General features: G+C 31.7%; 20 protein-coding genes. 18 read left to right on the top strand and 2 right to left on the bottom strand.

Annotated elements, in window-relative coordinates; genetic code table 11:
* Nucleotides 1-41 precede the first annotated feature (41 nt).
* The 6 genes from IJI80_RS02570 (at nucleotide 42) to IJI80_RS02545 (ending at nucleotide 3795) form a co-directional block, all read left to right on the top strand.
* Nucleotides 42-230 carry a 4Fe-4S dicluster domain-containing protein gene (locus IJI80_RS02570; protein ID WP_292787414.1) on the top strand — a complete coding sequence of 63 codons (189 nt, stop codon included), beginning with the start codon at nucleotides 42-44 and terminating at the stop codon, nucleotides 228-230.
* Nucleotides 231-353: 123 nt separating this feature from the next.
* Complete coding sequence (gene rpsB, locus IJI80_RS02565) at nucleotides 354-950, top strand: 30S ribosomal protein S2 (RefSeq protein ID WP_292778329.1); 597 nt, start codon at nucleotides 354-356, stop codon at nucleotides 948-950.
* A gap of 274 nt (nucleotides 951-1224) precedes the next feature.
* A complete protein-coding gene (gene amrB, locus IJI80_RS02560; protein WP_292787412.1) occupies nucleotides 1225-2073 on the top strand; it encodes an AmmeMemoRadiSam system protein B in 849 nt (282 codons plus the stop codon).
* 81 nt (nucleotides 2074-2154) lie between these two features.
* Nucleotides 2155-2766 carry an HXXEE domain-containing protein gene (locus IJI80_RS02555; RefSeq protein WP_292787410.1) on the top strand — a complete coding sequence of 204 codons (612 nt, stop codon included), beginning with the start codon at nucleotides 2155-2157 and terminating at the stop codon, nucleotides 2764-2766.
* A gap of 230 nt (nucleotides 2767-2996) precedes the next feature.
* Nucleotides 2997-3386 carry a VOC family protein gene (locus tag IJI80_RS02550; RefSeq protein WP_292787408.1) on the top strand — a complete coding sequence of 130 codons (390 nt, stop codon included), beginning with the start codon at nucleotides 2997-2999 and terminating at the stop codon, nucleotides 3384-3386.
* A gap of 91 nt (nucleotides 3387-3477) precedes the next feature.
* Entirely contained in the window at nucleotides 3478-3795 is a 318-nt protein-coding gene (locus IJI80_RS02545; RefSeq protein ID WP_292787406.1) for a TfoX/Sxy family protein, read from the top strand.
* 9 nt (nucleotides 3796-3804) lie between these two features.
* Here IJI80_RS02545 and IJI80_RS02540 read toward each other — a convergent pair whose 3' ends face one another.
* Together IJI80_RS02540 and IJI80_RS02535 are read right to left on the bottom strand one after the other, a co-directional pair.
* Complete coding sequence (locus tag IJI80_RS02540; protein WP_292787404.1) at nucleotides 3805-4446, bottom strand: site-2 protease family protein; 642 nt, start codon at nucleotides 4444-4446, stop codon at nucleotides 3805-3807.
* A 36-nt stretch (nucleotides 4447-4482) separates the two neighbouring features.
* Nucleotides 4483-4653: a hypothetical protein gene (locus tag IJI80_RS02535; protein WP_292787402.1), complete on the bottom strand. Its 171-nt coding sequence runs from the start codon at nucleotides 4651-4653 to the stop codon at nucleotides 4483-4485.
* Between the two features lie 119 nt (nucleotides 4654-4772).
* Here IJI80_RS02535 and mvk point away from each other — a divergent pair, with 119 nt between their 5' ends.
* The 12 genes from mvk (at nucleotide 4773) to IJI80_RS02475 (ending at nucleotide 18927) form a co-directional block, all read left to right on the top strand.
* Nucleotides 4773-5756 (top strand): mevalonate kinase, encoded by a 984-nt coding sequence (gene mvk / locus IJI80_RS02530; RefSeq protein ID WP_292787400.1) that lies wholly within the window; start codon nucleotides 4773-4775, stop codon nucleotides 5754-5756.
* Between the two features lie 117 nt (nucleotides 5757-5873).
* A complete protein-coding gene (locus tag IJI80_RS02525; protein WP_292787398.1) occupies nucleotides 5874-6689 on the top strand; it encodes an isopentenyl phosphate kinase in 816 nt (271 codons plus the stop codon).
* Between the two features lie 512 nt (nucleotides 6690-7201).
* Nucleotides 7202-8251, top strand: a complete 1050-nt coding sequence (fni, locus tag IJI80_RS02520) for a type 2 isopentenyl-diphosphate Delta-isomerase (protein WP_292787396.1) — start codon at nucleotides 7202-7204, stop codon at nucleotides 8249-8251.
* 154 nt (nucleotides 8252-8405) lie between these two features.
* The gene (locus IJI80_RS02515; RefSeq protein WP_292787394.1) at nucleotides 8406-9752 is read left to right on the top strand and encodes an RNase J family beta-CASP ribonuclease; all 1347 of its coding nucleotides are present in this window, start codon (nucleotides 8406-8408) and stop codon (nucleotides 9750-9752) included.
* A 113-nt stretch (nucleotides 9753-9865) separates the two neighbouring features.
* Nucleotides 9866-10861, top strand: coding sequence for a short chain isoprenyl diphosphate synthase IdsA (gene idsA, locus IJI80_RS02510; protein ID WP_292787392.1), 996 nt, complete (start codon nucleotides 9866-9868; stop codon nucleotides 10859-10861).
* A 209-nt stretch (nucleotides 10862-11070) separates the two neighbouring features.
* Nucleotides 11071-11832, top strand: coding sequence for a hypothetical protein (locus IJI80_RS02505; RefSeq protein ID WP_292787390.1), 762 nt, complete (start codon nucleotides 11071-11073; stop codon nucleotides 11830-11832).
* A gap of 898 nt (nucleotides 11833-12730) precedes the next feature.
* Nucleotides 12731-13294, top strand: coding sequence for a restriction endonuclease subunit S (locus IJI80_RS02500; protein ID WP_292787388.1), 564 nt, complete (start codon nucleotides 12731-12733; stop codon nucleotides 13292-13294).
* Between the two features lie 42 nt (nucleotides 13295-13336).
* On the top strand, nucleotides 13337-15196 hold the full coding sequence (locus IJI80_RS02495; RefSeq protein WP_292787386.1) for a type I restriction-modification system subunit M: 1860 nt from the start codon (nucleotides 13337-13339) through the stop codon (nucleotides 15194-15196).
* 749 nt (nucleotides 15197-15945) lie between these two features.
* Nucleotides 15946-16863, top strand: coding sequence for a manganese-dependent inorganic pyrophosphatase (locus IJI80_RS02490; RefSeq protein WP_292787384.1), 918 nt, complete (start codon nucleotides 15946-15948; stop codon nucleotides 16861-16863).
* Nucleotides 16864-16991: 128 nt separating this feature from the next.
* On the top strand, nucleotides 16992-17237 hold the full coding sequence (locus IJI80_RS02485) for a zinc ribbon domain-containing protein (protein WP_292787382.1): 246 nt from the start codon (nucleotides 16992-16994) through the stop codon (nucleotides 17235-17237).
* Nucleotides 17238-17249: 12 nt separating this feature from the next.
* The gene (locus IJI80_RS02480) at nucleotides 17250-17660 is read left to right on the top strand and encodes a hypothetical protein (protein ID WP_292787380.1); all 411 of its coding nucleotides are present in this window, start codon (nucleotides 17250-17252) and stop codon (nucleotides 17658-17660) included.
* A 97-nt stretch (nucleotides 17661-17757) separates the two neighbouring features.
* The gene (locus IJI80_RS02475) at nucleotides 17758-18927 is read left to right on the top strand and encodes an aldo/keto reductase (protein WP_292787374.1); all 1170 of its coding nucleotides are present in this window, start codon (nucleotides 17758-17760) and stop codon (nucleotides 18925-18927) included.
* Nucleotides 18928-18950: the final 23 nt, after the last annotated feature.

Here is an 18950-nt window from a genome sequence, read left to right as displayed (position 1 = left end):
TTATTAATTAATAAAAATTTTTAATAAAAAATGGTGTAAAAATGTCAACTGTTACAATTGATGCAAGCAAATGTGAAAACGCAGAATGTGGTGAATGTGTAGATATGTGTCCTATGGAAATCTTTTCATTAGACGGAGACAAAGTAGTAACTGATCATGAAGACGAATGTACTTTATGTGAAGTTTGTGTCGACATGTGTCCTAACAACTGCATTACTATTAGAGAATAGATTTGTAGATTTTGAGAAGAATTTAATAATTTCCTTTAAGGATCTTATTAATTCTTTCTTTATTTTTTAATAATTTAATTAAATATCAAAAAAGAATTAGATTTTATATATTATGGTGATAAAGTGTCAGATTTATTAATCCCTTTAGAAAAGTATTTAGCTGCTGGGTTACACATTGGTACCCAACAAAAGACTAGTGACATGGAAAAATACATTTTCCGTGTAAGATCCGATGGTTTATATGTCTTGGACGTTCGTAAAACTGATGAAAGAATCAGAGCTGTTGCTAAATTCTTAGCAAAATACGACCCAGATGACATTTTAGTAGTAGCTACCCGTCAATACGGTCAAGCTCCTGTTAAAAAATTCGGTGAAATCACTGGTTGTAAAACCATTCCTGGTAGATTCATCCCAGGTACCTTAACCAACCCACAATACGCTAAATTCATTGAACCTAAAGTTATTGTTGTAACTGACCCAAGATCCGACTCTCAAGCAATTTTAGAATCCAAACAAAACGGTATTCCTGTAGTAGGTTTATGCGATTCTGAAAACTTACTTGCTAATGTAGATATTTGTGTTCCATCTAACAACAAAGGTAGAAAAGCTATTGCTTTAATCTACTGGTTACTTGCAAGACAAATCTTAAGAGAAAGAGGAATTCTTGGCGAAGACGAAGATTTAGACATTGAATCTTCTGACTTTGAATTAAAGTTCTAGACAAGCTTTTTTGACCTTCGGTCAAAAAACCTTGACCAAAATTCTTTCCACTTGTTGGGAGGAATTTTCTTTAATTATTTTACTTTTTTTAACTTTTTAAATCCTATTTTATCTATTTTTATCTATTTTTATCCATTCTTATCTATTTTTAAAATAATTTTCTATTTCGCTATTTTTTATATAAATTTTTATATAAGTAAATTAAATCTATATTTAACTGAAAATAAATTATTCAATGATATTTAATTATGAAAATTTAAAAATGGGTGAAAATATGATTAGAGAACCTATAGTTGCTAATAAATTTTATGAAGGTAATGTAAAATACTTGAGAGAATCCATTGAAGACTGTTTTAAACATAGGTTAGGTCCGGGTGAAGTTCCTAAGTTATCAAGAATAAATAAGGAAAAACAGGTAAATGCAATTATGGTTCCACATGCAGGCTATGTTTACTCTGGCCCAACTGCGGCTCATGCTTATTCTAAATTAGTTCAGGACGGTTATCCTGAAACATTCGTAATCCTTTGCCCTAACCATACGGGCTTTGGAGAAGAGGTTTCTGTATATAATGAAGGTTCATGGGTAGTGCCAAATGGAGTTTGTGATGTAGATAATGAACTTGCAGATGAAATCATCAAGAACTCCAATTTCGCTAAGGCTGATTTCAAGGCACATCTTCAAGAGCATAGTTGTGAAGTTCAGCTTCCATTCCTAAAGTACTTTGACAGCAACTTCAAGATAGTTCCAATCTGCATGATGGATCAATCTGTTGAAACATCTAAAGATTTGGCAAATTCCATCTACGAATCTAGCCAAAACTTGGGAAGAAAAATCACTTTGATTGATAGTACTGATTTATCTCATTTTAAGTCTCAGGAAAAGACCATTGAACATGACAACCTTGTGTTTAATGAAGTGTTCAATGCAAATACTGAAGGTCTCTATCAAGTTGTGAAAAAAGAACAAATTAGTATATGTGGATACGGTCCAACTATGGTAAGTATGGAATTTTCTAAAAAATTAGGTCAGAAAAACTTCGAACTTTTACAGCATACAACAAGTGGTGACATAACTTTGGATTATGCATCTGTAGTCGGTTATGGTTCTGGTGTATGGTATTAGATTTTTTTCAACCTCATCTTCATAAAAGATGAGTTAAAAAAATCAATTTCTAAAAAAAGTTTGCGTATTGGCGGTAAAAATATGAAAAATTTCAATAAATACAGTTTGTATTGCCTAACAGCATATGCTCTTGCATTATTAGTCATCGGAATGGTAATGTGGAATAGTCTTCTTATAATTCAAAAAATAATCATAATGGCAACATGTATCGTAACATTGCATGAATGGGAAGAACAGCGTTTTCCAGGAGGATTTTTTGAAGTAATGGCTAAGATATGGCAATTAGACCTTTCCAATATAGACCTTCATGACATGTATGCAAAACCGGATATTTACATTTTTGCAATAACTTGTTTAGCATTGATTTTTCCAAATGCTCTCTTTTTATCCTGTGCAGTATTGCTTCTTGGGGTATTTGAAGGTTTTATACATATTACGGGGATTAAACTTGCAAAACTGGAAAGGCCTTATACTCCTGGAATGATTACAGGGGAATTTTATGCACTATTTTCTATTTCTTGCATTATTTTCCTTATTGAGTCAGGAATAACTGTTCTTATGGATTGGATTTTTGGATTTATTTGGCTATTCGCAACGTTTTTGATTATGGAATTCTTTATTTGGAGAACTGCAGGCATAAGCCCTAAAGAGTTTTCAAGCAAGGCAAGATATGTAATTTTCAATAAAGATTAAAGCTTTAAATTTTTTACTTTTTTAATGTTTAATTTTTCATTATTTTTCTTTATAACCATCTCAAAACCTTATTTTTTATCAAATTCTAAAAAGAGAATATCTTAAACAAACAACTAATAAATTTTAATATTTTTAATTCTAATGCAATTTTCTCATATAAAAATGTACAATATAAAAAAAATATGGAAAAGTTATTATATGCTCAAATTAAATTATAATAAGGTGATATAATGGCAAATTGCATGATGATACATGAAATGATTAGAGTCTTTGATCTTGAACGTTCATTGAAGTTTTATGATGAAGCATTGGGAATGAAAGAGAATAGAAGAGTGGATAAGCCTGAAGGCAAATTCACATTGGTCTATTTGACTGATGGCCAATCCCATTTTGAATTGGAGCTTACTTATAATTATGATCCTGAAGTTCCTTATGAAATAGGTACAGGATACGGACATCTTGCAGTTCTTGTAAAAGACATTGAAGCTATTAGAGACGAGCATATCAATGCAGGATATGAAGTAGGTCCTTTAAAAAGCTTATATGAAGACGACAGTGAAAAGTACTATTTCATAACTGATCCAGATGGATATAAGATAGAAGTTATAGAAAGGAATTAAAAAAAGCAATTTTTTTCATGATATTTTTCTATTTTTTATTTTCCATTTTTTATTTTTTTTAATCTATTTTTATTTTTATGAGTGATTGATCATGTCATCAAGTAAGGAATATTTAGAATACATTTTGGAGCAACTTTCAGATTTGGATGATATATCCTATCGTGCAATGATGGGAGAATACATTATCTATTATCGTGGCAAGATTGTAGGTGGAATTTATGATGATCGTTTCCTAATCAAGCCTGTAAAAGTAGCTTTGGCAATGATGCCTGATGCAGATATGGAATTGCCGTATGAAGGTGCAAAGGAGATGTTGCTTGTTGATGATGTAGATGACAGAGAATTTTTAAAAGAGCTATTGGAAGCGATGTATGAAGAGCTTCCAGCACCTAAGAAAAAACGTAAATGAGTATTTATTTTACATTCCAATTATTAATCCAACCATGTTTTCGGCACCTATGGTCATGGATAATAAGGTCATTATTGCAGCTATTGCGAAAACAACAAACCAAATCAAAACACTCCATTTCATCACTTTAGTTCCATCCAATGTTGCAAAAGGCAATAGGTTAAATGCTGCCAAATAGCTGTTTACAGAGTATCCTACAGTACAGATTAAATATATTAAATGAACTATTTGTGAGTGGATTGAAAATGGATATATCAAGGCAGCAATGACTATGAACACTAATGCAAGTCCCATATTGGTCATTGGCCCTGCAATGGATATTCTGCCGTTAATCTCATCACTCATTTGATCTGCATAGGTGTTGACTGCACCTGGTGCTGCAAAAACAAATCCCAGAAATGCTGTAACTAATGCTATTACCAATCCTAAAGGCCATAACTTGAATTCAGCCCAGTAACCATATTTCATTGACACGAACTTGTGTCCAATCTCATGCAATAGGAATCCTGCACCAACGCCAATCATGACTATTGGCAGGATTGAAGCAATGCCAAATAGGTCTGTTCCAACATTTGATATTGCAAAACAGATTGAAAGCACTGCAAATGCAATCAGCAAGTCTCTTATTTCATTTCTTGTAAATTTATACATACTCTTAACTCTCTGATTTTAAATATAAAGTTTTTTCTATTGAGTTTTCCTTTTTTCACTTTTTGACCAATTTTCACAACTGTCATCTTGCTTAATCAGCTTTTCATGATATTTGCAAAAGAATTGGGTGCATAAGTCTGTGTCAAACTCCAAATATTTGCAATTGTAACATTCTTTCTCAATATTCTTTTCGATATTCTTTTCCATATTTATAGTATACTTTTTATACTATTTAAGATAAATTTATAAATATATTAAATTTTATATAATCAAGAAGAATTTCAAAATTGAATATTGGATTAATTAAAAGAATTAGGAGAATTATTATGAGACATATATCAGTAGCTTCTGCACCTGGAAAGACAATTCTTTTCGGTGAGCATTCAGTAGTTTATGATGAACCGGCTATTGCAGGTGCAGTCAATAAAAGGGCTACAGTTAGCATTCGCAGATCAAATAACAATTACTCCACATTAAAGTCCAATGATTTAGGTTTTGAAGTTAAGATGGACACTCGTAGAGGAACTTATACATTAGTTAGAGGAAAACCAGGCATTATCCGTTATATATTGAATGCTATGGGAAAGTTCCATGATCACAGTAACATTGACATGAGCTTGTCCCTTAACTTGCCTATCGGTTCAGGTTTAGGTTCTTCTGCTGCTGTAACTGTAGCAACAATAGCTGCATTGCATCATTTCCATGGAGTTGAATTCAATAAGGAAACCCTTGCACATGAAGCTCATGGAGTGGAAGAGGATGTTCAGGGAATTGCCAGTCCATTGGATACCTTGATAAGTACATACGGTGGGCTAATCTATCTGTCCCGTGAGAAGAGAATAGTTCGCTTCGATAGTCATTTGGATGCTCCATTTGTTGTAGGATTCACCAATAAATACGGAAACACTGCAAAAATGGTTAAAAACGTTAAGACATTAAAGGAAACCTATCCGGAATTGGTGGACCCAATCATTTCCACAATGGGAAAGATTGCAAATGAGGCAAGAGTTGCTATCATAAAAAATGATGTGGAAAGGATTGCTGAACTTATGAACTTGAATCAGGGGTTGCTTGACTCTTTAGGTGTAAACACCTATGAATTGTCCAGAATGATTTATACTGCTCGTGACAATGGAGCCCTTGCATCCAAAATCACCGGTTCTGGTGGTGGGGGAAGTATAATTTCCCTATGCAGTGAAGAGACAATAGATGAAGTTGCAGAAGCAATCAATGTTGAAGATAAGACAATTAAAGTCAAGTTCTCAAAGGATGGTGTTTTAGTAAATAGGAGAGCTCCTCCTTTACCTTAATGAAATGCAATTTTCATTTTTATATTATTTCATTTATTCAATTTCATTTATTCAATTTCATTTATTCAATTTCATTTTAAAAATGGATTATTATTAGATTTTTATTAGTGTGATTTTATGATTATTTTAAAGATTGGCGGAAGCATATTAACTGAAAAGGATTCAGCAGAACCTAAAGTTGATTATGATAACTTGAATCGTATTGCAGAGGAAATTAGACAGTCTTTATATGCTGAAGAAATCAGCAATGACTTGATAGATGGCCTTGTAATCGTTCATGGAGCAGGTTCATTCGGTCATCCTCCTGCTAAGAAGTATCAGATTGGACAGCCTTTTGAAATGAAGGATTACCTTGAAAAGAGAATAGGGTTTGCTGAAGTTCAAAATGAGGTTAAGAAATTGAATTCAATCATCTGCGAATCCTTGATTGAACATGGCATTCCAGTTATTGCAATACCTCCATCTTCATTTATAACTTCACACAATAAGAGGATCTATGACTTTGACTTGAATTTAATCAAGACATACCTTAGTGAAGGATTTGTACCTGTTCTCTTCGGAGATGTCGTTATTGATGATGAACTAAAGATAGCGGTTATATCTGGAGATCAAGTCCTTCAATACATTGCTAAATTCTTGAAGTCTGATAGGATTGTCCTTGGAACAGATGTTGCAGGAGTCTATACCAAGAACCCTAAAACACATGATGATGCAGTTCATATTGATGAAGTGAACTCCATTGAGGACATCAAGTTCTTGGAATCCACTACCAATGTTGATGTAACTGGGGGTATGGTGGGTAAGGTAAAAGAGCTTTTAGACTTGGCTGATTATGGAATAAGCTCTGAAATCATCAATGCAAATGAGGAAGGAGCCATTGCAAAGGCTTTGCAAGGCATGAAAGTGAATGGAACTAAAATCTGCAGAAAATAATTTTGGTTATTTTTCTATTTTTTACTATTATTTTTCCATTCAACTATTATTTTTTCTTTTTTAGTATTATTCAACCCTTTTTTTAAAGAATTTTTTCTTAGAATACTCTATTTTTACCCAATATTTAAATATAATGAAAATAAAAAATTATAAATAGTTAAAATATATGCAATTTTCATATATTTTGAATTTAAAAAATTAGAATTAATATTAAGTCGGATTTTAATGTTTTTAAATTCATTCGGGACCTAATTAAACACGTAAGAATATTTTATTTAATTTAACTTTTATTTATAAGGGCTTTTTTAAATTTAATTTTTCTATTTATAAGAATTTTACATTGATTAGTTTAATTTATATATTTAAACTACTTTTAAAGGTTTACTATTTAAAAAATAGTTGATTATCTAGAGTTTATAGATTGCTTTTTTTAGGTTCTAATGATTTAATAGTGCTTAATATTAATTTAAACATATTATACTTACATTTTATTAATAATTAAAGAGGAAACAATGATTTCAGATAGAAAATTAGAACATCTCATGATTTGTAAGAATTATGATGTTAATTATAAGGATAAAACTACAGGCTTTGAGGATATTGAATTGATCCATAGGGCATTGCCTGAAGTTCATAAAGAGGAAATTGATATTTCAACAGAAGTTTTCGGTAAGAAATTGGAATCTCCTTTATTCATTACAGCAATCACTGGAGGACATCCTGCTGCTAAGGACATCAACAAGGAATTGGCTACTGTTGCAGAAGATAAGCAAATAGGTTTAGGTTTAGGTAGTCAAAGGGCAGCTATTGTCAATCCAGAATTAAGAGACACTTATGATGTTGTAAGGGAATATGCTCCAAATGCGCTTGTTTTAGGTAATATTGGAGCACCTCAATCTGATTTAGCAGAGGAAGCTGTTGAAATATTGGACAGTGATATTTTAGCAATCCATTTGAACCCTTTACAGGAAGCAATTCAACCTGAAGGAGATGTTGATGCAAGAGGATACATAGATTCAATAGCTGAAATATGCAAATCAGTTAAAGTTCCTGTTATGGCAAAGGAAACCGGTACCGGAATTAGTGCTGAAGATGCAAAGATTCTTGAAAATGCAGGAGTAAGCTTTATTGATATAGAAGGTGCTGGCGGAACTAGTTGGGCTGCTGTTGAAACCTATCGTGCAGATGACAGATATTTAGGAGAATTATTCTGGGATTGGGGAATCCCTACTGCTGTAAGCACTGCAGAGGTAGTGAATTCCGTTGATATTCCAGTTGTCTCTTCTGGTGGTATCAGATCAGGTCTTGATGCAGCAAAAGCCATTGCACTTGGTGCAGATGCTGTTGGTATGGCACTTCCTGCACTTAAAGGGGCTTATGAAGGGCAAGATGCTTTAGTCCAAATGGTGGAAAGATTCAATGAATCCTTAAGAATTGCAATGTTTTTAGTTGGAGCTTCAAATATCGAGGAGCTTAAGAATTCAAATCTCATTATCAAAGGTGAGACTAAAAACTGGTTAGAAGCAAGAGGATTCGATACAAAAGCATATGCTAAAAGATAATTGAAAGATATAAAAAGATTATTTAATGTTCTATTTTTTAATTTAAGAGTTTTAACTCTTATTTTTATATTATTTAGAATGTATTGTACTTTATAATTTGAAAATAAAACTCATACTAATTATTTTACGGGAAAAAACAAAAAGGAGGCAATAAATGACTGTAGAAGTTATTGCAATAGGTGGATATGAAGAAGTAGGAAAAAACATGACTGCAGTAAAAGTCGGTGAAGATGTAATCATATTCGATATGGGTATCCACTTAGACAGGATCAGCATTCACGAAGATACAGATATTGATAGAATGCACAGTTTGGATTTAATCGAAAGAGGAGTAATTCCAGACGACACAATCATGAAAGATGTAGATGGAAAAGTAAAGGGAATAGTTTTCTCACACGGTCACTTGGACCACATTGGTGCTGTTGCCAAATTGGCTCACAGATACGATGCACCAATCATCGGAACCCCTTATACCACTGCACTCATTGAAAAGCAGATTAAAGGAGAACGTAAATTCAAGGTAAACAATCCAATAAGGCCATTAAATCCTGGAAGCAAGATCAAATTGTCCAAGGACATTACCTTAGAATTCGTACAGTCCACTCACAGTATTCCTCAAGCAGTGTTCCCTGTATTGCACACCAATGAAGGAATAATCGTTTATGCATTGGACTTTAAGTTTGACAATCATCAAAAGGTTTCCCCGCCACCTGATTACAATAGGCTTAGGGAATTAGGTAGAAAAGGAGTATTAGCCCTTATTGTAGAGACTACCAATGCAATCAATTACACTGAAACAAGAACATACTCAGAAAAGGTTGCAAGAATCATCTTAGAGGACTTGATGAGAGAACCTTTGAATGCTAAGGAAGGTATGATTGTTACCACATTCTCTTCCCATATTGAAAGGATCCAAACCATTGCAGACATTGCAAAGGATGGAGATAGGGAAATTCTATTCTTAGGACGTTCCATGGAAAGGTTCTGTGGAATTGCACAGAATTTGGGAATCTTGAAATTGCCTGCAAACGCTTATGTTTATGGATCACCTAAAGCTGTTAACAAGGCTCTTATGAAAGCTGAAGAGGATAGGGACAAGTTCTTGCTTGTTACTACTGGCCACCAAGGAGAACCAGACGCTTTGCTTCCAAGAATAGCAAGTGGAAGAACTCCATTCAATGTAAAGAAAGGAGACAATGTCATATTTTCAGCACCTATCATTCCAAACCCAACCAATGCTGCAAACAGACATATTCTTGAATCCAAGTTAAAGGCAAACGGTGCAAGAATCTATGCAAACGCTCACGTTTCAGGACACGCTGGTCGTGAAGACCACAGAGATTTCTTGAGAATGCTTAAGCCAAAACACATCATTCCTGCTCACGGTGAGCTTGAAATGTTAGTTGCTTATGGAGAACTTGCAGAGGAAGAGGGATACAGAATAGGAAACAATATTCATATTTTAAGAAATGCACAAGCTCAGGTCTTTAATGGCCACTAGTTAATCTAATTAACTTATTTGAGTTTATTTCTTTAAAAAAATCATTATTATAAAAATATTTTTAATTAAGTATTTAATGAAGTTTCAATAAATATTAGTCTAGAGGGAGAATTATGTCTGATGTTACTGATGTCTTAAAACAATATTCCAAAGATGTTGTAAAAACCATTGAAGAGAATCTTGAGTGTATTGAACCACAGGATTTACAGGATGCTTGTCTTTACTTAACTAAAGCTGGTGGAAAGATGCTTAGACCAGCGCTTACTTTAATCTCTGCAGAAGCAGTTGGAGGAAAAAAGGAAGATGCATTGAAAACTGCTGCTGCTTTAGAGCTTATTCATACTTTTTCACTTATCCATGACGATATCATGGATGACGATGACATGAGAAGAGGAATGCCTTCTGTACATAAGGTATGGGATGAACCTGTAGCTATTTTAGCAGGGGATACATTATTCTCAAAAGCATTTGAAATGGTAATCGCTTCCAAAGAGGAAAATGCAAACCCTGAAAATGTTGCAAATGCATTAGCTACCGTTGCAGATGCATGTGTAAAAATCTGTGAAGGTCAAGCTTCTGATATGAGCTTTGAAGGAAACTTTGATGTAAAAGAAGCGGAATATTCTGAAATGATCTTTAAGAAAACCGGTGCATTGATTGCTGCAGCCACTAAAGCAGGAGCAATTATGGGTGGAGCAGATGAGAAAGAAGTCAATGCATTATATGAATATGGTCGTATGATCGGTACCGCTTTCCAAATCCAAGACGATTACTTGGATGTAATCAGTGATGAAAAGGACCTTGGAAAACCTGTAGGCAGTGATATCGCTAAAGGAAAAATGACTCTTATGGTTGTTAAGGCATTAGCTGAATCTGAAGGCGAAGACCATGAAAGATTACTTGAAATCTTGAAAGATGACAATTGTTCACAAGAAATGGTTAATGAAGCGATTGATTTATTCAATAAATATGGCTCCATTGAATATGCTCACAATCTCGCTTTAGAAAACGTTGATGGTGCTAAGAAAGTACTCGAAATATTGCCTGACTCTGAAGCTAAAGAAATGCTTATTGCTTTAGCAGATTTTGTTATAGCAAGGTCATCTTAATTTTAGTATTTTCTTATTTCTTATAATCTCATTTTTAATTATTTTCACTTTTCACTATTTTTTTAAATTTTATCTATTTTTCACTTTTTTTAATCCATTTTACCCTATTTTATAAGTTTTTTAAGTTAAGTTTATAAATAATTTAATTTAAATTAATAATTATAATAAACTAATTTATTTTTTAAAAAATAGTTAATGGGGAGGTTTATGTGGATTTAAGGCGTTTATTATTGGTATTTCTAGTTATTGCAGTGGTTTTAGCAAGTTCTTTCTTTTTATTAGGTTATGATGAGACTGTAAAATACACTAGGGTTGGCCTTACAAACACTTCCAGCATTGAAATGCCAATAAGTGATCAATCTACAAATTCAGTAATTAATAATGGAATTTATGTTATTAATGACACTAAGCATGATTTAACACTAATGTATTTTAATAGTGAACAAGGCAATCAAATTGCGGCTGTTGAATTGGAGTATATCCGCAATGAATTTGCAGCCAATGCTGTTCAAGAGACCTTAGGAAATCAGACTGTTTGGCATAATGAAGAAAATGGAACTTATATGGCATTTATAGGAAATCATATCACTCATGATAATATTCTAATCATCTGTAAAGATCCTGAAATGCTAGAGCATATGATTGCTTCTGCAAGATATGTATACTTCAATGAAGAAACAAACACTACAGAAACTATAAATGGTGAGAATGCAAGTGCTGCTCAAAATGCAAGCAGTTCTGGTGTTGACAGTACCAAGTCTGCCTCCAATCAATCTTCATCAAGCAATGTGCCTGCAGGTTACTATTGGTCTGGCCAAGATGCGGATTATATTAGAGAATATGATGATGCTAATGGTGTTCATCATATAGACCGTCTACATGGTCCTAATGAAGCTATTGATACAGTTAACAATAAACATTATACAAATGGTGTAGAAGATACAGAGGCATATAATAAAGATTTTAATTAATTATTAATTTTTATTTTTCTTTATTTTTATTTTATTTGGTTTATTTGTTCTATTTTTTCTTTATTTTTATTTTATTTGGTTTATTTGTTCTATTTTTTCTTTATTTTTATTTTATTTGTTATTTCTTCTATTTTTTCTATTTATTTTTTAATTTTTTCACTTCTTTTTCATGTTTTTTCAACAAATATTATTATGTCATATGATTTTAGATTAGTGTCATTAAATTTAAGAACGAAACATTTATATACTAGTATGCTTATAATACTTATTGTGATTAGAAAAACTTGAGTAAACTTAAGTCGTGCTTATTTTTTTCAATCATTAAAAATTTCATTAGAATTTAGAAGTTTAAAAAAGGATTTCTATTAGTGAATTAGTGTAGCTTTCAACCTCTCAACTGTTTAACTTTAACACCTTTTGCTTGGATATATATCCTCACTGCACTAAATTTTAATGGTTGATTAAAATAAGATCTAATCCAATAAATATCACATCAAAAATTATAAGAAATTATCAAAAAATAAAATCAATCTTATGTATTTATTCATAAGTAAGGAATATAACTGGGGGTGATTTATATTCCTTGTGATTTGGATAAGAATTGGGGGTGATTCTTATTCAATCGAACTATTGAAGATACGTGGATTCTATGGAATATGATTTGGGGGTGAATCATAATCCTTAAGATTTTGGATAGGATTCGGGGGTGAGTCCTATTTAGGAAAAAAGGTACAGGGGGTGTTATCTTTTTTCCATTTAATCTTTAAATCATTTTCTTTTCCTTCATTTTCCTAATCTCTTTTTTTATAAATTATGCCCTTAAGTTTAAGAACAAGTAATTACATATTAATATATAGAAATATTTCATGTTTTTATTTTAATCCAATTAGGTGAGTATATGATTAAAAAATATAAGTTTGATGAAATTGCAGATATTTTCACTGGAATTAGAGTCAAACGTTATCAAAAAGGTATCACAGTAGAGCAGAAAGTGCTGAAGAAAACATATGAAGACAGTTCAAAAATTGAAACCGATATTGAACTTGTTTCTGAGGACATAAATCCTAAGTTTTACTCAAGGAAAGATGACATCGTAATCTTACTTGCAGGGTCCACTGTAAGTAAGCTTGAAAAAGAGGGAATAATTATCCCTATGTATTATGCTGTTGTGAGGGTTAGGGAAGGATTTGATGTTGACTTCATCTATCACCTTCTTAAAAGTGACATTTTTCCAAGGGAATTGCATAAGATAGTGGAAGGAACTACTTTAAAAATCATTAAAACAACTCACCTAAAAAAAATTCATTTGCCTATTCCTGATTATGAAACTCAGGTAAATTATGGAAGATTATTTAAATTGATGGACAAAAGGATCAATCTAAACCAGGAATTAATCGAATTGGAAAGGCAGAATGAGAAATTGATCATGAAGAACTTATTGGAGAGATTAGAGGAAAACTGATCTATGTTGATGATTATGATTATTTAAATTAGGGGTTATGGTATGGAGAATATTTTAGGACGTCAATTATGGTCCATTTATGAGGATTTGAAAAGGGAAAAGAAGATTGGTTTCTTAACTGATGATGAGTTTCAAAAGTATTTCCTAGGTTTTATTTCCTATAAATACCTCTCTGAAAAATTAGAGACATATGTCAAAAATGAATTGAAAGATGTAAACCTTAACTTTGAGGATGCATATTATTTCAAAGAGTATAAGAAATCCTTAAGAGAAAAGTCAATTGAAGATATAGGATACTTTTTAAGCCCTAACCTTTTATATAAAAACATAGTTTCTTCAAAGAACTATGGAAATATCATTATTGAAGAATTAGGCAAGGCATTTACTGAAATCAGTGATTCTTCAGTAGGAAGAGAAAGTCAAGAGGATTTCCAGAACCTATTTGAAGGGGTGGACTTGAACGCATCCCAATTAGGTAAGAAAATGGAAGATAAGAATAGGGTAGTATTCAATATTTTAGATGCTTTGAGCTCTGTCCACTTTGATTTGGATAAGGAAAGCAGAAATAACTCTCTTTTAAGCAAATCAATTCTTGATAACAGAAAATTCAATAGGAACGATTATTCCTCTTTAAGCTATAAAAGAGATGCACGCTTAAGAAAGAAGAATAATGAATTGGAAATCATATCAAAGAGGAATTCAAATCATATTGAAAATGATTTCAAGGCTTTGGATTCATTAGTTGATAAGAAAATGCAAAATGTTATTGAGCCTAGTTTAAGTTTAATAAATGCAGATAATTATGATTTTGATGAAAACAGTTTAAATAAGGATAGCTATGAGCTAGAAGATGAAACTTATGAAAAGTATATAGATAATTTAATTGGAAACAGTTTTGAATATCTATTAAGCGAGTTTTCATTGAATTCGTCTAGTTCTTCAGATTACTACACTCCTAATGAGGTATCCACTTTAATCGCTAAATTGATATCCTCCCAGAAAACACATCTCGATTCAGTTTATGACCCATGTTGCGGTTCAGCTTCCTTGCTTTTAGAGGTGAATAAGGAATTGCCTTGTGATTTTATTTGCGGTCAGGAACTTAATGCTTCTTTCTATAATATTGCTAGAGAAAACATGATTCTGCATAATATCCATTATAAGGACTTTGACATCAAGCAAGGAGATACACTGGAGCAACCTCAGCATTTGAATTACACATTTGATGCCATTGTTTCACAAATTCCATTCAATTCCAAATGGACTGCAGACAGGAGTTTTCTGGATGATGTAAGGTTTAAGCAGTACAATATTCTTCCTCCACATTCAAAAGGGGATTATGCATTCATTCAGCATATGCTTTATCACTTGAATGAAGATGGCATAATGCTTGTTGTTGTCCCTCATGGAGTTCTATTCAGGACTGCTGCTGAAGGAAAGATCAGAAAGATGATTGTTGGTAAATTCAATTATCTTGATGCTGTCATTGGACTTCCTGCAAATATGTTCTACAGCACAAATAATCCTGCATGTATGATGATCTTTAAGAAAAACAGGGATTTTGATGATGATGTTCTATTTATAGACGCTTCACGTGATTTCAATAAATTCAAGTTAATCAACAACTTAAGGGAAAAGGATATTTATAAAATCGTAAGCACTTATTATTTAAGGGAAGAGATAGAAGGATATTCCCATAGAGCAAGCTTAGATGAACTCAAGGGAAATGATTTCAATTTAAACATTCCTCGTTATGTTGATACATATGAAGAAGAGGAAAGCATTGACATTAATGATTTGGTATCAAGACATAAATCTGTAAGTGATAAGATTGAAAAAGTTACAAAAGAGATTGAAGAGGCCTATAAAGAGTTAAATATTGACAATGACTTATTTAGGTAGTTATCAAATTCTCTTAATTTTTTTATTATCTTTTTTTCTAATTCGTAATTTTTTCTTTTTATTTTTGGCATAATTTATTTTCAAATGCTCTTGGGATATTGGTTTATACTTATTTAAATAATATTATAATCAAGGAACATGTATTTTTTGGTGAAACAATTTTAAAAATTTTTAAGATAAATTCATTGGAAATTACAGTTTCTTCACGGAAAATACTTAAAACTGCAAGTTTAATCAAAGATCTATTATTGCATAATAGTTCTTTGATGAAAATTCATTTGATTATTCTAAATAATTCTATAAAAAATCATTACATTCGTCTTATCCATATTTAGAATAATCAAAATTTTTTTTAAATAAAATGGATTAATATCTAAGTTTTTTTTTAAATTTATTTTAGTTTTTTTAAATCTATTTGATTTTTTTAAGGTTAATTAACTATTTTTTGTACTATTAATAGCAAACTATTTATATAAATAATAAATATATTTATATTCATAGAATTATTAACTATACTTTTAGAATATTCTTTTAACATATCACCCCCTTTACATTAGTTTCTAGTTTTCTTTTTTTGGTATAGTTTATAATTCAGGTTTAGAGCTTAGATTTTTTTAATCTAAGTTCTAAACATTAATCCTTTTTAATTAACTTTTTTTTAAATTTTCATAAATATTTAATAATGTGAAAGGTCAAAATTATAATTGTTATTTTGATAAAAATTTATTCAATTTATATTAGGTGAAAAAATGAGTAAAACTTATATTTTTGGTCATAAAAGTCCAGATACCGATTCAATTACCTCCAGTCTTGTAATGGCTGATTTGGAGGCAAAATTAGGTAATGATGTTCTTGCATGCAGATTAGGAAGTCTTAATAAGGAAACTGAATATGTATTGAATTACTTTGGCATTGAAGCTCCAGAATTAATTGAAAAAGTTGAAGATGGTGCAGAAGTGATTCTTGTAGATCATAACAGTCCAAGCGAATCTGTTGACAATATAGAAAATGCAAAAATCTTAAAGCTTGTAGACCATCATAAAATAGCTTTTGAAACTTCTTATCCATTATTTATCAGAACAGAGCCTGTAGGATGTACAGAAACTGTTTTATTAAAATTATATAAGGAAAACGGATTCACTCCAGATAAGAAAATCGCATCCTTAATGTTGTCTGCAATTATTTCCGATACCTTGCTTTTAAAATCTCCAACTACCACTGAAGATGATAAAAAAGCAGTAGCAGAACTTGCAGAAATCGCTGAAATCGATTATGAATCATATGGATTGGAAATGTTAAAGGCAGGAACTGACTTATCCAGTTTCACAATTCCTGAAATCTTAAGCTTAGATGCAAAGCAAATTGACTTTAAGGATGTCAAATCCATTGTCAATCAAGTGAACACTGCAGATATCGCTGATGTAATGGAAATGAAAGCTGAATTGGAAGCAGGAATGGAAAAGATCATTGAAGAAGAGGATTTAGACTTGTTCATGCTTTTAATCACTGATATTGTAAACAGCAATTCTCAAGTGATTGCACTTGGTAAGGATGCTGCACTTGTAGAAAAAGCTTATGATGTAAAATTAGAGGATAACACTGTCTTATTGGAAGGAGTCGTTTCCCGTAAGAAACAAGTGGTTCCTATCATGACTGAAAATGCTTAAATGCATTTTTAGTTTTATTTTTTTAATTAAATTTTAAAAATTTTTTAATATTTTTATTGAAATTTATAAAAATAAATAATTATTAAATTTATTTTTTAAATTTATTTGTTTATTAAAGGGGGTAAAAAATGTCAAAGTTCTGTCCAAATTGTGGTCATGAAAATAAAGATGTAGCATTATTTTGCGGAAATTGCGGCAATAGATTAATTGCACCAAATTTTTCCACTAATTTTAGAGATACAGGCTCTTCAACTAATGGTTCTTCCACAACTTCAAAGCCTAGCAATGCTTCAAATGATACTGATTGGCTTTCCTGTTGTTGTGGATCTATTTTAATTTTATTTATAATAATGCTTATTATGTCAATGGGATGATTTAGGGATAAAATGGATTTCAATCAATTTGGGGACAATTTAGAGGATTCTGCTAATTTCTTAATAGAAAAACTAATGCAGTTGCATCCTTGGGATGATGAATGGAAATATAATATTGCAGTTAAATTGGTTCCAATATATAAAGAAGTAATTGATGAATTCAAAGAATATTTTGTGTTCAATGAATTGGAATTCACTGAAGAAAATTTTGACAATATAATTAAATTTTCATCCATTTTAACTAAAGATCAACTTAAGCTTCTCTTTATGGGGGATTTATCTGATATTCCATTGATTTATGATGGCAAATACTTAAGTGATGATGAAAGGATTGACTTATTGATTGAATATAAAAATCGTTTAAAAAAAGTCGATTCTAATATTTATTTATTCTTTAATCATGTAGAAAATTATTTAGATTAATTTTTTTCTTCTTCTTTTTTTCACTACTTTTTTAGCTATTTTTATATATTTTATTAAACATACTATCATATAATTAAATGTTGTTTTAGGTGACACAATGTTTTATAGAAAATTAGGGAGAACTGATTTAGAAGTATCTAATTTAGGTTTTGGATGTATGCGTTTGCCTCATAAGGAACATTTTTATGAAATTGATGAGGCAGAAGCTACTAAAATGTTCGATTATGCAATTGAACATGGAGTAAACTATTTTGATACCGCTTATTCATTTCATAGTAAAAACAGGAACTTAGGAGGAAATGCTGAGCCTTTTTTAGGCAAATACCTTGCAGAAAAGGGCATTCGTGATGATGTTGTCATACAAACCAAATTACCTGGATGGCTGGTAAACAAAAGGGAAGATATGGATAAGTTCCTTGATTTGCAGCTTGAAAGGTTGCAAACTGATTATATTGATGTTTACATGTTGCATTCCCTTAAGATAGACTTCTGGAATAAGCTATATGGTATGGATGTATTGGAATTCTTGGACTCTATCCTGGAAGATGGCAGAGCTAAATATGTTGGTTTCTCATTCCACGATGACTTGGATGTTTTCTTCAGCATTATGGATTCCTATGATAAATGGGATGTTATTTTAACTCAAGTGAACTATCTTGATGAAGATTATAAAAGCGGTCTAGGAGGTTTAGAGTTTGTAGGAATGGCAGGTCTTGGAAATGCAATTATGGAACCTCTCAGAGGCGGAAGTCTAATCAATAATATTCCAGATGAAGTTCAGGCTCTTTGGGATACTGCAGATAAAAAAAGAACTCCTGTTGAATGGGCTTTTGAGTATCTATGGGATAAGCCTCTTGTAACTTCTGTATTCAGTGGTATGAGCAATATGGATCAAGTAAAGCAGAATATCGCTATTGCAGAAAACTGTGATGTCAATTCCATGAGTGAACATGACCGACAAATCTTAAAGGATGTCACTCAAGTCTATAAATCAAGGGAAGAGATTCCATGTACCGGCTGCAGATACTGTATGCCTTGTCATAATAAGGTGGACATTCCTCATTGCTTTAAACAGTATAATATTGCAAAAAGTTTGGATTATATTGATAAGACTGCTGCCCCTTATTTCTGGTTAGTTAACAAGGATGAAAGAGCAGACAGCTGCACTTTCTGTGGTGAGTGCAATATTCAATGTCCACAAGGCATCGACATCCCCGCAGAAATGGAAAAGGTATTTGATTTCTTCCATGAGGAAGATTATATTTAAATAACTTTTTATTTTTAATTGTT

Source organism: Methanobrevibacter sp., assembly GCF_017432245.1.
Lineage (GTDB): Archaea > Methanobacteriota > Methanobacteria > Methanobacteriales > Methanobacteriaceae > Methanobrevibacter.
Note: the sequence above shows the minus strand (reverse complement) of the source record. Positions and strands in the feature narration are given on the sequence as shown.

What these genes read in the sequence shown, in the direction of transcription:
- IJI80_RS02525 (WP_292787398.1), top strand. Translation starts at nt 5,874, where the DNA reads ATGATTATTTTAAAGATTGGCGGAAGCATATTAACTGAAAAGGATTCA.
- mvk (WP_292787400.1), top strand. Translation starts at nt 4,773, where the DNA reads ATGAGACATATATCAGTAGCTTCTGCACCTGGAAAGACAATTCTTTTC.
- IJI80_RS02550 (WP_292787408.1), top strand. Translation starts at nt 2,997, where the DNA reads ATGGCAAATTGCATGATGATACATGAAATGATTAGAGTCTTTGATCTT.
- IJI80_RS02485 (WP_292787382.1), top strand. Translation starts at nt 16,992, where the DNA reads ATGTCAAAGTTCTGTCCAAATTGTGGTCATGAAAATAAAGATGTAGCA.
- IJI80_RS02490 (WP_292787384.1), top strand. Translation starts at nt 15,946, where the DNA reads ATGAGTAAAACTTATATTTTTGGTCATAAAAGTCCAGATACCGATTCA.
- IJI80_RS02545 (WP_292787406.1), top strand. Translation starts at nt 3,478, where the DNA reads ATGTCATCAAGTAAGGAATATTTAGAATACATTTTGGAGCAACTTTCA.
- IJI80_RS02555 (WP_292787410.1), top strand. Translation starts at nt 2,155, where the DNA reads ATGAAAAATTTCAATAAATACAGTTTGTATTGCCTAACAGCATATGCT.
- fni (WP_292787396.1), top strand. Translation starts at nt 7,202, where the DNA reads ATGATTTCAGATAGAAAATTAGAACATCTCATGATTTGTAAGAATTAT.
- IJI80_RS02515 (WP_292787394.1), top strand. Translation starts at nt 8,406, where the DNA reads ATGACTGTAGAAGTTATTGCAATAGGTGGATATGAAGAAGTAGGAAAA.
- amrB (WP_292787412.1), top strand. Translation starts at nt 1,225, where the DNA reads ATGATTAGAGAACCTATAGTTGCTAATAAATTTTATGAAGGTAATGTA.
- idsA (WP_292787392.1), top strand. Translation starts at nt 9,866, where the DNA reads ATGTCTGATGTTACTGATGTCTTAAAACAATATTCCAAAGATGTTGTA.
- IJI80_RS02480 (WP_292787380.1), top strand. Translation starts at nt 17,250, where the DNA reads ATGGATTTCAATCAATTTGGGGACAATTTAGAGGATTCTGCTAATTTC.
- IJI80_RS02475 (WP_292787374.1), top strand. Translation starts at nt 17,758, where the DNA reads ATGTTTTATAGAAAATTAGGGAGAACTGATTTAGAAGTATCTAATTTA.
- IJI80_RS02495 (WP_292787386.1), top strand. Translation starts at nt 13,337, where the DNA reads ATGGAGAATATTTTAGGACGTCAATTATGGTCCATTTATGAGGATTTG.
- IJI80_RS02540 (WP_292787404.1), bottom strand. Translation starts at nt 4,446, where the DNA reads ATGTATAAATTTACAAGAAATGAAATAAGAGACTTGCTGATTGCATTT.
- IJI80_RS02535 (WP_292787402.1), bottom strand. Translation starts at nt 4,653, where the DNA reads ATGGAAAAGAATATCGAAAAGAATATTGAGAAAGAATGTTACAATTGC.
- IJI80_RS02500 (WP_292787388.1), top strand. Translation starts at nt 12,731, where the DNA reads ATGATTAAAAAATATAAGTTTGATGAAATTGCAGATATTTTCACTGGA.
- IJI80_RS02570 (WP_292787414.1), top strand. Translation starts at nt 42, where the DNA reads ATGTCAACTGTTACAATTGATGCAAGCAAATGTGAAAACGCAGAATGT.